General features: G+C 46.5%; 15 protein-coding genes. 11 read left to right on the plus strand and 4 right to left on the minus strand.

All coding sequences use genetic code 11. From position 1 onward, the window contains the following. Nucleotides 1-76: 76 nt before the first annotated feature. Together QT987_RS03200 and QT987_RS03205 are read left to right on the plus strand one after the other, a co-directional pair. A complete protein-coding gene (locus tag QT987_RS03200; RefSeq protein ID WP_333237192.1) occupies nucleotides 77-1,660 on the plus strand; it encodes a DUF2079 domain-containing protein in 1,584 nt (527 codons plus the stop codon). 8 nt (nucleotides 1,661-1,668) lie between these two features. After that, nucleotides 1,669-3,105, plus strand: a complete 1,437-nt coding sequence (locus tag QT987_RS03205) for a DUF2079 domain-containing protein (protein ID WP_333237194.1) — start codon at nucleotides 1,669-1,671, stop codon at nucleotides 3,103-3,105. A gap of 173 nt (nucleotides 3,106-3,278) precedes the next feature. Here the strand turns inward: QT987_RS03205 and cas6 are convergent, their stop codons facing one another. The 3 genes from cas6 to QT987_RS03220 form a co-directional block, all read right to left on the minus strand. Further along, nucleotides 3,279-4,058, minus strand: coding sequence for a CRISPR-associated endoribonuclease Cas6 (cas6, locus tag QT987_RS03210; protein ID WP_333237401.1), 780 nt, complete (start codon nucleotides 4,056-4,058; stop codon nucleotides 3,279-3,281). Between the two features lie 3 nt (nucleotides 4,059-4,061). Then, nucleotides 4,062-4,217 (minus strand): hypothetical protein, encoded by a 156-nt coding sequence (locus QT987_RS03215; protein ID WP_333237196.1) that lies wholly within the window; start codon nucleotides 4,215-4,217, stop codon nucleotides 4,062-4,064. Nucleotides 4,218-4,339: 122 nt separating this feature from the next. After that, nucleotides 4,340-4,558 carry a hypothetical protein gene (locus QT987_RS03220; protein WP_333237198.1) on the minus strand — a complete coding sequence of 73 codons (219 nt, stop codon included), beginning with the start codon at nucleotides 4,556-4,558 and terminating at the stop codon, nucleotides 4,340-4,342. A 311-nt stretch (nucleotides 4,559-4,869) separates the two neighbouring features. On the opposite strand from QT987_RS03220, the gene QT987_RS03225 reads away from it, so the two are divergent. The 5 genes from QT987_RS03225 (at nucleotide 4,870) to QT987_RS03245 (ending at nucleotide 8,811) form a co-directional block, all read left to right on the plus strand. Further along, complete coding sequence (locus QT987_RS03225) at nucleotides 4,870-5,232, plus strand: ferredoxin-thioredoxin reductase catalytic domain-containing protein (protein ID WP_172186333.1); 363 nt, start codon at nucleotides 4,870-4,872, stop codon at nucleotides 5,230-5,232. Nucleotides 5,233-5,379: 147 nt separating this feature from the next. Further along, the gene (locus QT987_RS03230; protein ID WP_333237200.1) at nucleotides 5,380-5,787 is read left to right on the plus strand and encodes a DUF309 domain-containing protein; all 408 of its coding nucleotides are present in this window, start codon (nucleotides 5,380-5,382) and stop codon (nucleotides 5,785-5,787) included. 314 nt (nucleotides 5,788-6,101) lie between these two features. Beyond that, nucleotides 6,102-6,572, plus strand: a complete 471-nt coding sequence (locus QT987_RS03235; RefSeq protein WP_333237202.1) for an LptA/OstA family protein — start codon at nucleotides 6,102-6,104, stop codon at nucleotides 6,570-6,572. A 173-nt stretch (nucleotides 6,573-6,745) separates the two neighbouring features. Continuing rightward, nucleotides 6,746-7,474 (plus strand): LPS export ABC transporter ATP-binding protein, encoded by a 729-nt coding sequence (lptB, locus tag QT987_RS03240; protein ID WP_333237204.1) that lies wholly within the window; start codon nucleotides 6,746-6,748, stop codon nucleotides 7,472-7,474. Nucleotides 7,475-7,644: 170 nt separating this feature from the next. Continuing rightward, nucleotides 7,645-8,811 carry an LptF/LptG family permease gene (locus QT987_RS03245; RefSeq protein WP_333237206.1) on the plus strand — a complete coding sequence of 389 codons (1,167 nt, stop codon included), beginning with the start codon at nucleotides 7,645-7,647 and terminating at the stop codon, nucleotides 8,809-8,811. Between the two features lie 72 nt (nucleotides 8,812-8,883). On the opposite strand, the gene QT987_RS03250 is transcribed toward QT987_RS03245, so the two are convergent. Beyond that, a complete protein-coding gene (locus QT987_RS03250; protein WP_333237208.1) occupies nucleotides 8,884-10,251 on the minus strand; it encodes a hypothetical protein in 1,368 nt (455 codons plus the stop codon). 463 nt (nucleotides 10,252-10,714) lie between these two features. Between QT987_RS03250 and pgl the strand changes: the two genes are divergently transcribed. From pgl to QT987_RS03270, 4 genes are all read left to right on the plus strand, one after another. Beyond that, nucleotides 10,715-11,434 carry a 6-phosphogluconolactonase gene (gene pgl, locus QT987_RS03255; RefSeq protein ID WP_333237210.1) on the plus strand — a complete coding sequence of 240 codons (720 nt, stop codon included), beginning with the start codon at nucleotides 10,715-10,717 and terminating at the stop codon, nucleotides 11,432-11,434. Between the two features lie 204 nt (nucleotides 11,435-11,638). Continuing rightward, entirely contained in the window at nucleotides 11,639-12,430 is a 792-nt protein-coding gene (locus tag QT987_RS03260) for an FHA domain-containing protein (protein WP_333237212.1), read from the plus strand. 82 nt (nucleotides 12,431-12,512) lie between these two features. Then, a complete protein-coding gene (locus QT987_RS03265; protein WP_333153305.1) occupies nucleotides 12,513-13,004 on the plus strand; it encodes an FHA domain-containing protein in 492 nt (163 codons plus the stop codon). A gap of 55 nt (nucleotides 13,005-13,059) precedes the next feature. Then, nucleotides 13,060-13,797, plus strand: a complete 738-nt coding sequence (locus QT987_RS03270; protein WP_333226425.1) for a PRC-barrel domain-containing protein — start codon at nucleotides 13,060-13,062, stop codon at nucleotides 13,795-13,797. The last annotated feature ends 207 nt before the right edge of the window (nucleotides 13,798-14,004 follow it).

The raw sequence follows: 14,004 nt of genomic DNA on the forward strand, positions 1-14,004 counted from the left end.
AATTAGTGGTTAACTATTGCGTGGAAAGCACATTCGATGGAATCATATTTTGAGTGACCACCTAGTGCCAGATTTCATGCAGAATAGGGAAAATTTGGCTGATGACCGTGAGGACATCAGTGTCTCGATCGCCGAAAATATAGAAGAAGGTCGATCGCAGCTACCGTCGAGTTTGGTTTGGGCGATCGCGACTGCTGCGGCAATTTTCTTGTTGTGTAGCAGTTTACGCCACGCTTTATTCCAATCAACTGCTTTCGATTTGGGAATTTTTGACCAAGCAATTTACTTAATCAGCCAAAACCAAACGCCTTTTTCTTCTTTAATGGGGATTCATATTTTGGGCGATCACGCAGCGGTAATCTATTATCCGCTAGCTTTGCTGTACAAAATTTACCCGGATGTGCATTGGCTGCTGTTGGTACAAGCAGTTGCATTATCCCTAGGCGCTTGGCCTACCTGGAGTTTAGCGCGTTTGGCAGGTTTGAATCAAGAACAATCCCGTGCGATCGCATTGATTTATTTGCTCTATCCGGTGGTATTTAACATCAATTTATTTGATTTTCACCCGGAAGTAATCGCTTTACCCGCACTTTTGGCCGCAATTTGGGCAGCGCGTTTAAATAAAATTGTGTGGTTTTGTACCGCTATTGTGTTAGTTCTCAGTTGCAAGGCGGTTTTGTCCATAACCGTTGCTGCTATGGGTTTATGGCTGTTTTTTTGCGAAAAAAAGCAACGTTACGGGGCGATCGCACTTTTGCTTGGTGCAGCTTGGTTTTTGATAGCTTCCCAGAAAATCATCCCCTTCTTTAGCGGCAGCGAAGTCGCTGGAGTCGGGCGCTACAGCTATTTAGGCAAATCCGTACTAGAAATTATCATCAATCTCATATTAAAACCACAGTTAGTATTAGGAAAAATCGTTTCCTTCGATACATTCAAATATTTATTTCTCCTCACCTTACCTGTGATTTGGCTGCTATTGCCATTTTCCGGCAAACTACGCCTAAAATATTTAACAGCGCTAATTCCTGCCATCCCTACCCTGCTGATCAATATCCTCTCTGACTTGTCATTTCAACGCAGCTTAGCCTATCAGTATTCAGTACCTGTAATTCCCTTTTTATTTTTAGCAGTAATCGCGAAGGAAGAAACCAGGAAGAGGGAAGAAATAAAAGGCAACAAGGAAGAAGATCAAGCAAATAAGCAACAGTTTTTAACAGGGGTGAATCTGCCACAAATTAAAAACTTCCGAATTTCTAAACTTTGGCGGGGAATTCAATTGCCGAGAATCATGATAATTTGGTCATTACTAATTTTCCTGGGTGTGGGCGAATATAAAGATTTTTATCTGTACCTAAATAGACTAGATACCTGGCAAGCTACACGCGAAGCAGTCGCACAAGTTCAACCGCAAAGCAGTATTTTAACCGATAATAGACTTGCCCCTCACTTTGCCCACCGCCCAATAGTAAAATTGCTGTCACAAATTTCGCCCCAAACAAATTTAGCTGAATTTCAATACATATTATTAAACCTGCGCCATCCCTGGCCTGATACTGAAAAACTTGGTGATACCTTAGCAAATCAACTGAAAAAGTCTCCCGATTTTAAATTAACTTATCAAAAAAACGAAGTTATGCTATTTAAACGAATCGCTGATTAAACAATAAAATGCTAACTTTAAAATTCCTAAAAACTCATCCAGTATTTTTAATGATTGTCGTGACAACGATAGTCTTATTTACCGCCAGCAGCGCGCGGCACGCTTTGTTTCAGTCAACTGCATTCGACTTAGCAATTTTTGACCAAGCAATTTATTTAATCTCCCAAAATCAAACGCCATTTTCCTCTTTAATGGCAATCAATATTTGGGGCGACCACGCCGCTTTTATTTTCTATCCACTAGCTTTACTTTACAAAATATATCCAGATGTTCACTGGCTTTTTTTAGTACAAGCTGTTTCCCTAGCTTTAGGCGCTTGGCCGAGTTGGAGTTTGGCACGTCAAGCCGGATTAAACGAACAAAAAGCAATTGCAATTTCAGCCGTATATCTGCTTTATCCCGCAGTATTTAATGTCAACCTCTTCGACTTCCACCCAGAAGTAATTGCTTTACCAGCATTGCTAGCAGCAATCTTAGCCGCGAGGCTGAATAAAACCTTGTGGTTTTGTGCTGCTATTGTATTAGTTTTGAGCTGCAAAGCCGTGCTATCTTTAACTGTGGCTGCGATGGGTTTGTGGCTGTTGTGTTTTGACAAAAAACGCAATTGTGGGCTCATAGCTCTCTTTCTAGGCGCGGGTTGGTTTCTGGTAGTTACTCAGGCAGTTATACCGTATTTTAATCAGGGAAGAGAACACGCGGGTATCGGGCGATATCAATATTTGGGAAACTCTGTTTTTGAAATTGCTATTAATTTAATAGTGAAACCAAATCTAGTTTTAGGGCGTTTGTTTTCTTTAGATACTTTTGGATATTTAGCGTTATTGCTATTACCTATAATTTGGTGGCTGTCCCCGCGTCATCTGTCATCTTTAATTAGTGCTGTGCCGATGTTGGCGATGAATATTCTTTCCGATATCCCCGCTCAGCGGGATTTAATTCATCAATATTCTGTGCCGATATTGCCGTTTTTGTTGGTAGCCGTAATTTCCAGTTTGGCAGCTACCAATCAGCAAAAGGGAAAAACAATATTTGAGAGATTGCCACTTCCTAATTATCCCTTGCCTAGAGTCATTGTAATTTGGTCGTTGATTGCTTTCTTAGCTTTAGCGAAATACGGCTATTTTTGGACTATTTATTTAAAGGGGATCGACACTTTGCCGGCTACCAAAGAGGCAATTTCTATTGTGGAAACCAAAGGCAGTGTTTTAACAAATGCTCAGATTGCTCCGCACTTAGCGCACCGCCCTGTGGTAAAATTAACTCAGGCTAACGCGCCACCTGCAAATCTCGCAGAATTTGATTATGTATTGCTGAACCTCAGATATCCTGGCTGGATGAGCGATCGAGAATTTGTTAAAAACCTAATAACTCAACTAAAAAACACCCCACAATTTCAACTAAAATATCAGCGAGACGACATATATCTATTTACTAAGAGTCATTAGTCATCAGTCATCAGTCATTTAACTGGTTCCCAGGCAGAGCCTGGGAATCGATGTCTAGAGGCTCTGCCTCGCTTGCGGAGGAAAATTGGAGGCGGAGCCTCCGGATCTGTGTTACCAGGCAGAGCCTGGGAACCAGTAATGCCCAATGCCCAATGCCCAATGCCCAATGCCCTCTAATCCTCCACTTTCAAAGCCCTTCTTGCCAACTTCACGTAAGTTTTCACAGTTTCATAAGGCATTTCCAAATCAGCAGCAATATCAAACAAAGATTCCCCCAATTCCCGGCGCGCCAAAATCGTCGCCCAAGTTTCAGCAATCTCAGCAGCGCGACTTCCACCTGTACGCTTTCTGTGCGCCATAAACTTCTGTGTCAATTCATCTATTCGCGCCGCCAATATGCTTTGTATCGACACTTCAGGGAGCGCTTCTGTCAACCATTGCGATCGCGTTTGTCCCAATCCAAAAGTTGTTTTGTGGCCCGTGCCGCAGTAAGGCGCTAACCGCCCCAAAGCATAAAATAATTGTACAAAATCAGGACGATTGTGAGCCGATCGCCCTAGCGCAAATTCCACAGCCCCCGTGAATCCCGTTACCATGCCTTTTTTGCCCGCGGCTACCTTTTGCGACTCCAATTTGTGGCGGCTAATAATTGCATTTTCATCAATCCAATTCAAAAATTCTGCTTGGTCAAAATTTACCCCCGAAAAGTTATTCCAGCGGCGTAAATAGCTGTGAAAAACATTTTCGGGAACTGGCAGAGGGAAGTGATGGCCTTTGCTACGAAAGCTTGTAGGAGTCACAAAACTAAGTTTGATGGTTGGCGACAATGCGGGTTCTGCTGTTAATAACTGCTGGTAAATTGTGGGAGCAAAAGCAATATCCCAAGAGCGAATTAGCAGCGGAGCATTTCGCAAATCTATCTCTTGGGGCAAATTTTGCAGCCACTGACTCAGCCACTACACTACGGGCTTTGAAAGTCCTGTTACGTACCAGCGATAAATTCGATCGCCCAAAAGCTGAAATTCTTTGCCGCCGAGGAGCAAATCACCTTCCAATCCCGAAAGAGTAAAGGCTTTTTCTGACAAGCGAATTTCAAAGGTGATACCCGCCACGTGATTTATCCGTGGAATCAATCCCAAATCGAAAATCGAAAATCCTCAAGAAAGAGCATTTATCCGTGGGGTAGCCTCTAAAATCTAAAATCTAAAATCTAAAATCTAAAATCGATTGACTGTTAATCGCGCAAAAGTTGCGATAAATCCGGGTCAGTTTGGTGTACTTGACCTAAAAACCAAGCGTGCAAACCTATAGCATACTGCGCGTACAGATAGCTAGCAGCGCCGGGAGTCAATTCAAGCACTAATGCGACTAACTCGGTGTCAGCCGGCCAAATCAGCCCAGAAGCAGGAGATATTCGATCGCCTGTGCCGGTGCGGTTCGGGGAAGTTGCCATCAGATGCCGTGCCTATAGCCGTCACAGAAAGAGCGCCGTGCTATCTTAGCCGATTTTTATCCCCTTTGGGGGATGATAGTTAAGGGCGATCGATCGCCCAAATCTTTTGGTAGCTCCAAAAACTCGCTCTCCCGCCAGTTTCCCCCACCCTCCGGGATAGACAAAAACCACTAAAAAACCAACAACCTAAAACTCAATCTTTGTCAAGGTTTTCTTCCTTGTAACTAAACAGAAATATACCAGTGTTTAAAATCACATTCTGCGCTACAATTGTCAAAAGCTCGTAGCATCCTCAACTCCGATCCTAAACTATGAACACAACAGAAAAATCTAAACTATCCAACGAAAAAACTTTGGAGGCAATGAAGAATTTCTCCGAAACCTACGCCAAGCGCACGGGAACTTACTTTTGTTCCGAACCTTCCGTCACTGCTGTCGTGATAGAAGGACTAGCAAAACACAAGGATGAACTAGGCGCTCCCTTATGCCCTTGTCGCCATTACGAAGATAAAGAAGCCGAAGTAAAAGCCGCCTACTGGAACTGTCCCTGCATTCCCATGCGCGAGCGCAAAGAGTGTCACTGTATGTTATTTCTGACGCCAGATAACGATTTCGCTGGAACTAATCAGGAAATAGGAATGGATCAGATTCAAGCTGTCAGAGATACTATGTAATTAGTTAAGTAGGCGGTCGTGAAATGGCAGTAGTTTTGAAAATAAGTCGAAATTTTTCTTGTTTTTAAGACTTAGCTATTAAAAAACAATCGATCGCCGCCTACTCAAACACACATCCGCCATCGAAAATCCCCTATCTCCAATCGAATGACAGAGGAAATGCCGATCGACTTTTGGCAAGGTATCGAACAGTTTAACAGCCAAGAATTTTATGCTTGTCACGATACACTAGAGGCTTTGTGGATGGAAGCAGGCGAGCCGGAAAAAAGGTTTTATCAGGGAATATTGCAAATTGCGGTCGCGCTTTATCACTTAGGAAATCAAAACTGGCGCGGTGCAGTAATCTTGCTGGGAGAAGGAATAAATCGGCTCAGTTATTATCAGCCTAGTTATGCTGGAATTGCTGTTGAAGACTTGCTCGGACAAAGTGCTAAACTTTTGAGCGCTTTGCAACAAGCTGGCCCGGAAACAGTTGCTGATTTTTTACCTTTATTCGCAGGTACAGAAGTTGCAGGCTTGCAATTGCCGCGAATTATCAAAGTACCAAAAAGTTAAATAAAAGTTAAATAAATGTTTGTATTAGGGTGCAGTATACTTGGCCTCTACACAGAGGAGGGCTGGCTTTCTTGCCCGCTGCACAAGCAGATTTATTTGCTGTGGAAGGAGCATCTTGCCCGTTCCCGGTTAAGACAGTTGCAGCCACTGAGCAAAATAGCCAATTAAATTCGCTGTTGTCTTGCTAGGATAATTGGTTGAGACTATCGGGTCAATCGATCGACCTCACGGGAATCTTTCTGACCGTTAAGATAAAATATCTAACTGGAGATAATGCCCTTCAGCAATTTCACAAATATTGAGACTCCAAGCTTATGATGTCCTCCGCTAAACTACTCAATTCCCGAATATTCAAAGGATTATCGCTGCTGTTGCCCCTCACTCTGGCAGGCGCGATCGCCTCTCCCACCTACCCGCAAGCCGGCCCTCCCCGCACTCTCAGTGTGCGATCGGACATTCAAGAAGCCGACTCCAAAACCGGCATCGTGACTGCCCGCGGCAACGTCCAAATCAACTATCCCGCCCGCCAAATACAAGCAACCGCAGCTCAAGCTCAATATTTCAGTCGCGAGCGCCGGATCATTCTCAGCGGCGACGTTTATGTATTGCAGCAGGGAAACAGCCTGCGCGGCGAAACCATCACATACTTGATTGACGAGGGGCGGTTTATTGCGCTCCCAGACAAGCCAGGACAGGTAGAATCTGTTTATCTGGTTGCCCCCGAACAAGATGCGGCAGCCCAAAATACAGTTGGCTCCCCACGTCCAACTACAGCCCCCCGGTAACAGTGGCTCGCAGCAGCGAAATTTCGCCTCAGCCAAAACATACTACTTGGGATAGATGCGAAATTTCGTCTTTATAAAACTCACAAACTTGAAAAGGTAAAATTTAAATTAGAGACTCGATCGCACAAAGCTGCAGTCTGAAATTGAGCTTGTAGAGGTTGCCGGGAGCGAAAATGAAAATTGTACTCGAAAATATTCACAAGTCCTACGGAAAACGCAATGTAGTTAGTCGCGTCAACCTGTCAGTAGCCCAAGGAGAAATCGTAGGACTGCTAGGCCCCAACGGTGCCGGAAAAACCACAACATTTTACATAGCAACCGGATTAGAAAAACCAAATCAAGGCACCGTTTGGCTAAACGATTTAGACATCACTAAATTGGCGATGCACCAGCGAGCGCATTTGGGAATTGGCTATCTCGCTCAAGAAGCAAGCATTTTCCGAAACATGACGGTGCGCGACAACATTTTGTTAGTGCTAGAACAAACTCAAGTGCCGCGCTGGGAATGGCGCGAGCGAGTCGATTTCCTATTGCAAGAATTTCGCTTAGAAAAAATAGCATCCAGTTTGGGAATTCAAATATCAGGGGGAGAAAGGCGGCGGACTGAACTAGCCAGAGCATTAGCCGCAGGGCGAGACGGGCCCATGTTTCTATTTTTAGACGAACCGTTTGCAGGCGTCGATCCGATCGCCGTAGACGAAATTCAAACCATTATTGCTAAACTGCGCGATCGTAAAATCGGCATCCTCATCACAGATCACAACGTCCGAGAAACCCTCGAAATTACCGATCGAGCCTACATCATGCGAGACGGTCAAATTTTAGCCTCCGGGGCTGAAGAAGAACTCTACAGCAACCCTTTAGTACGACAATATTACTTAGGTGACAACTTCGTGCGATAGTCTTTTATAGCAACTGCCAAGGGGGCGTCGGATAGATTCCGTAGGGGCGGGTTCGCCTAAATATAAATATCCCAGCCCAGATATCTATAAACCCGCCATCCCCCCTATAAAAACACAATACAGAAATTTCAATTTTAGATTGAGGAGCCAACTGCATTCATCGCCAAACTATGAAAATAGCAATATCCAATTCTTTGAATCCCATCAACTGGCTGCCGAGAATTTCAGTAATGGACTGGTACATTACCAAAGAACTAATCGGCCCATTTTTATTTGGCGTCGGACTCTTTACATCCGTCGCCGTCACAGTTGGAGCCTTATTTGAATTAGTCCGCAGAGTAGCAGAATCCGGCCTCCCCTACGGCGCAGCCATAGAAATTTTTCTCCTGCAAATTCCCTACTTCGTAGTATTGGCTTTCCCCATGTCAATGCTGCTAGCAACCTTAATGGCCTACAGCCGAATGTCAAGCGACAGCGAACTCATCGCCCTCCGCAGTTGCGGAGTTAGCGTTTACCGATTGATACTGCCTGCTGTGATAATGAGTTTAATTGTTGCAGGATTAACCTTTGGTTTGCAAGAGTTAGTTGTACCCGCCGCCAGCTACAGAGCAACTCTGACTTTAGACAGAGCCCTGAAGCGAGAAAAACCGATATTTCAAGATAGAAATATTATTTACACAGAATTTCGCAAACCAGAAAAAGGCGGCGACGAAATCCTGGCCCGCTTTTTTTATGCAGAACAATTTGACGGCCAGCAAATGAAAGGTTTAACAATTATCGATCGCTCCACCCCAGGCCTCAATCAAATCGTTTCTTCAGAATCCGCTACTTGGAATCCCTCAGAAAATACCTGGGATTTTTTCAACGGAACCGCTTATATAGTAGCTCCTGATGGCTCTTACCGCAATATAGTTAGGTTTCAACACCAGCAATTGCAACTGCCCCGCACGCCCTTAGATTTAGCTGCCAGAGCGCGGGATTTTAAGGAAATGAACATTGCCCAAGCTTTAGAGCGTTTGGATATCCTTAAAAACAGTGGCGACGAACCGCAAATTCGCAAATTAAAGGTGCGAATTCAAGAAAAATATGCTTTTCCTTTCGTGTGCATGGTATTTGGTTTAGTGGGAGCAGCTTTGGGCACTCAACCGCGCCGCTCCGGCCGAGGAACGAGTTTTGGTATTAGCGTAGTTGTGATTTTTACTTACTACGTATTTTCTTTCATCACCAGTTCTATGGGCGTGAAAGCTGTTTTGACTCCGATTCTTTCGGCTTGGCTGCCGATCGTGTTTGGTTTGGGAATCGGAGGATTGTTGTTGGTGCGGGCTGCAGCTAGGTAAGTTTTACCACTAACATTGGGAATTGGGAATTGGGAATTGATAATATCGTTTTCGTGGCCCAACTTCCATCATTTAAGGATTAGAAAAAGTATTGATTTCGCCACCGCCAATGTAGCGTCCCGGATCCAGGGAGCCAGGTGTAGCAAAAGTTTGAGGTTGAATTGGCTGCACGCCCTGATTGGTATTTTGGGGAACAACTCCAAAGTTAGGCTGCTGTGGTAAATTAAGCTGACTCGGTGGAGGTGTTTGAAATTGAGAATTCGCTGAATTGGGAGAGAATTGAGGGTTAATTATCTTGCTTCCCCCAATCCCATTCGGAAAGGGAGATGGACTGACATTCGGAAGTAGAGGTGTTGGCGAAGGTATGGCTACTGGAAGTGCCACAGGTTGAACTTCAGTTGCGAAGCCGGAACCAGATAAATCAGTTTGGTAGGGATTTTTCGGCAAAGCCACCGGTGCAGCCCCTGCATTAATTTCGGGGAGGTTCGGCACTCTGGAATTTAACCCCGCCAATGATTCAGCGACTGTAGCTGTCGGTTTTAAGAATTCTTGAGATTCCTTGCTTACAGTATTTGTCGGAGTCACAAGGGGGGGAAGTGCTGTGGGAACATTCACAGGATTGGCTCCACTTTGAGCTGTAGCGGTCGTTGGGAGCAAATTTGTCGCATTTCCTGCTGCCGGATCGGAAGCCGGTCGATCGAGCAATGTAGCCTCGTCTGCAGTTTTCTCACCTGAAGCCGCCGTTGCCGAAGTGTTAGCAACGACGTATTTTTTCATAGCTGCTTGCAGCGGACTCAAAGGCAGAGAATTTTCGTTTTGTTTAGCTGAATTAGCATCACTCGACGCCTCGGATAAAGTTGCTGTCGCTGTACCCCCAGACTCAGGCTTAATCGTTTTTATCCCGGAAGTTAGTCTCTCGCTGCTAGATAAACTCAACGCTGATGTTGCGTTTGAACTTGGCAAGCTGGAATTTTGGGGGTTATTGTTTCCGGCCTCGACAGCAGGATTTGCTAAATTTGGCAAGGAGAAAAATCCGCTGCTTCCTACCTGCTTGGGTGCTGAAGATGGCTGAGGAGTTTCTAAGTCCCGATCTCGAAGTTCCTCGAATAAACCTTTGCTTTTTACTACTGATGAATTTAACAAGTTCAGTTCAGAAGCAGTAGAGCCATTAAACTGATTGACTAGCACTGGTGAGCTGTCGATTTCAGCCGCAATGGCGGTATCTTCAGCAGATAGTCCCGATAGCGAAGCTGGATTGTTTGTGGCTACTTCTTCTTCGCCATCTATGCTCAACCTTTCTGGATTTACAGAGACCTCCCAGATAAATAACCCTCCCGCACACAGCACGGCTAACGGAGCCCAAACCGCCGGTTGCGTCCAGTGGCGCAACCGCGCTATTAGATAGCGGACTGATGTAGGAAATCGCTTAAAAATTGACATAGTTTTGCTTCCTTCCGATCGTGCGGATTTAAAACTATTTTTCCTAGTCTACCACATCAATCTTGATTATTTTTGCTAGACCGGGGTAAGTGCGATCGGGATCATCTCGGTTTGGCTTTTACTGTCGGTGTGCGATCGTCCGGCTCGCTATATTTATAGACTTTGCTGTGCGGGACGGATCGGAGTCCCAAAAAACGCTTTTTACTTTCTGCCCAGATGCTCGGAGTACGATCGAACTTTTGATTGAAAGTTGCGAAAGCTCAATGCAACCGGTGAAAATCCATAAAGCACTGGTAGAAATATGTCTGGCTTTCCTTAAATCAAGGGGCATAAGATGATAAAATTTTATGGGATGCTGTGTCCTGCCAGCCGGGTCTGTCAGCCGATCGACCTCAAACCAAAATGTCAAGGTAAAATTGGCAATTGGTGAGAACAACACCCAAGTAAAGTTGAGAGGAAATTAATGAAAAAAGTAGTTGAAGTATTAGCAAATCGGGAACAACTAATAGATCGATCGCTCGATATTGTGCTGTCGAAAATCTCAGAAGCCATAGCAGAACGCGGACTTTGTACGATCGCCGCAGCGGGCGGAAGCACACCGGAACCACTCTACAGAGCGATCGCAGCCCAAGACCTGGCTTGGGACAAAATTCACGTTTTCTGGGGCGACGAACGCTACGTTCCCCCAGAACACCCAGACAGCAATCAAAAAATGGCGCGCCTCGCGTGGCTCGATCGAGTGAATATCCCCGCCAGCAACATCCACCCCATGCCCACAGGCGCCGGCGACCCCGCAGCCGACGCGGAGGCGCACCAAACCGAATTACAGCAGTTCTTCAAAGTATCCGACGGCGAGTTTCCTGCCTTCGACATCATTTTATTGGGCATAGGAGACGACGCCCACACAGCCTCTCTATTTCCCGGCACAGCAGCCTTGGAAGTCCGGGATGCCCTAGTAACTGTCGGCAACAAAGACGGTCAACCCCGCATTACCTTTACAGTCCCCTTAATCAACCGGGCCCGGTGCGTCATCTTCATGGTCGCAGGAGCCAGCAAACAACCCGCCCTAGCTCAAATTTTTGCCCCCGCAGCCGACGAAATGACCTATCCAGCCAGACTCGTTCAACCAGAAGGCGAACTTTGGTGGCTGCTCGATGCGGCGGCTGGCGAAGCAGTAAAATAGCCGACAGAGCAGCCAGCGTGCCAGCACAGTCAGCATTATCACTAACTCAATCTTGCCCATCACAGCTAACGTCACGGCGTCAGCTCAGTTGCTAGTATTAGAAGCAATATAAGAATTGTGGCGGTTAAAGTTAAAATTTGACCATATACACGAGTATTTTTATGAGGCTGATTTGAAAATCTGGCCGATAGCAAGGAGAAATCGATGATTGTCTGTCCCAATTGCAATCACCAGAACCCCGACGGGGCCAGCCAGTGTGAGGCTTGCTACACGCCTTTACCTGCTACCGCAAGTTGCTCGAACTGCGGTGCAGCAGTTCAGACAGACGCAGCATTTTGCGGTCAGTGTGGCTTTAACTTGCGTCCGGGTTCCATAGTTCCAGAAGTTGAGGTGACAGTAACGTCCCCCTCGCCTGTAGGCCCCACAGTGGTATCCTCACCGGCGCCGGATTTAGTGCCACCCGATCCCCTGATGGCAATGGAACCTCTAGTTACCCTGAATAAGGGGCTTAACTTGGAAAAAACTCCTGCCAGCATTCCGACGATTCCAGATCCCCCGCCTTCGCCCTCGGTTCCTGTTACAACTGAATCGGTGGCAACACCAGTAACTATCTCTCCTCCGGTTCCGGGCCAGCAGCCAGCAGGTGTAGCTAAAACTCAACTGCAACAGCAGTCGGCGCGCCTGCTACACGTTCAGACAAATACGCCGATGGAATTGCCTCACAGTCTGGCTGTGGTTCACATAGGCAAGCCAAATGACTTAGTGCCGCCGGATATTGATGTTTCGGGATTTGCTAATTCTGAGATAGTTTCTCGGGTACACGCAAATCTCCGGGTGGAGGGAGATGCTTGCTACCTAGAAGATGTAGGCAGTTCCAACGGCACTTACGTCAACAATACTCCGCTACCCAAGGGAAACCGCCACCGGTTGCGACCGGGAGACCGCATCTCTCTGGGCAAAGGAGACCTGGTTACGTTTTTATTTCAAATCTCTTAGAGCGAGTTTGGATTGGGCGATCGAAAGTCTAAAATCTAAAATCGCATCTTGAGGCGCTCTACCAAAACTCAATGCTGCCAATGTGATTAAGCTGACCTTGCTACATCCACTCCAGTCTATACCCGTCCGCAGTTGGATCTTTGAAGACGAGCAGGTCGTGCGGATCGGGCGCTCGACAGAAAACCACGTCGTTCTTTTTAGCGCTGTGGTTTCTCGTCGCCACATCGAATTGCGGCGCAGCGGCATAACTTGGGAACTGATCAATTTAGGTACCAACGGCACTTACCTCGATGGTAAGCCGATCGCTAAGGTTCCCATTGTGGACGGTCTGATCGTTCACTTGGCCCGCTCTGGGCCGAAAATTCAAATCAACGTAGGCCCGAATCAATCCTCCGTCCAGTTAGGACTTCTTAGCGTCAAGCCCAGGGAGGCTAAGGAAATTCACGCTCCCTCGGCCGGCGTGCACATGAGCACGATTCCTGTTCCCGACCACAAAGAAGTTGGCACTTCCAGGGAAGAGGACGAGTTAACCCAGGCAGATAATAATCGCCATTATTCGGAAGAAGAATATTAAATCGGCTTCTTTGGACGATCGACATTTTTCAAAGGCGGCACTCAGGAGTTTATTTATGAGTACATCACCACAGATTGTTAGGCGCAGTGAACTGCAGGGCCGCCGCACCATCGACCGCAGAACGGCGGAAGAGGTCGGCAGGGTAGATCGGGTTTGGCTCGATGCTCACTCCCAACGGGCGATCGGCTTTACTTGCAAGTCGGGACTTTTGGGGAGCAAAAAAACTTGGTTCGCTTGGGCGCAAGTTGATACGGTGGGGGAAAATGTTTTTGTCACCATTAACCCGGAACTGCCGGAATTGCATCAGCCGGAACAAGCTGTTTGTCCGATCGGGCTTGAGGTGCTCACGGACGCTGGAAATAAGGCAGGTGCAGTGGTTGACTACCTATTTGATGTCCGCACGGGTTCAGTCACCAACTACCTATTTAAATCGAGCGGCTGGCGCGGTGTTTTAGACGACATTTACTTGTTACCTGTGGCAGCTATTTCGACCATCGGCAGCAAGCGGGCGATCGTCTCTGAAGCTGCTGTATCGGAGCCAGTGCAGTACGCGGAGGGACTGCACAAAAAAGTCGGTCTGGTAGCAGAGTTTTTACATGAAGATTTCGACAGAACTCTCAAAAATGTGGCAGGTGTGAAGCGGGGCGCTCAAAGTCTGGCGGAAAAATTCCAAGATAAAGCTCTCGAAGTCAGGGATGTAGCTCAAGAAAAAGTTGCAGAGTTGAAGCGACAAAGGCAAGAATCTGTCCCGCCAGATCCGAATCCGGAGCCGCCTGAGTCAGATTTGAGCTGAAGTTTGGCCTTCCCGCTCGCTGGGGGACTAATTGCCGATCGCATTTGGGGGCCGCGCGCGAGGAAGGTCGATCGGTATTTTCGCTATGAGAGATTGATGCGTTGTCGCTCAAAATTCCAGTGCTGCTCAAAGCATTGTATTTTAAAGGTATTGCATCAATAAGGAAAATGTTAGCAACTCAAAATGACCTATGCTGTTTGATACAAC

Source organism: Microcoleus sp. SVA1B4 (genome assembly GCF_036700545.1).
GTDB lineage: Bacteria > Cyanobacteriota > Cyanobacteriia > Cyanobacteriales > Microcoleaceae > Microcoleus.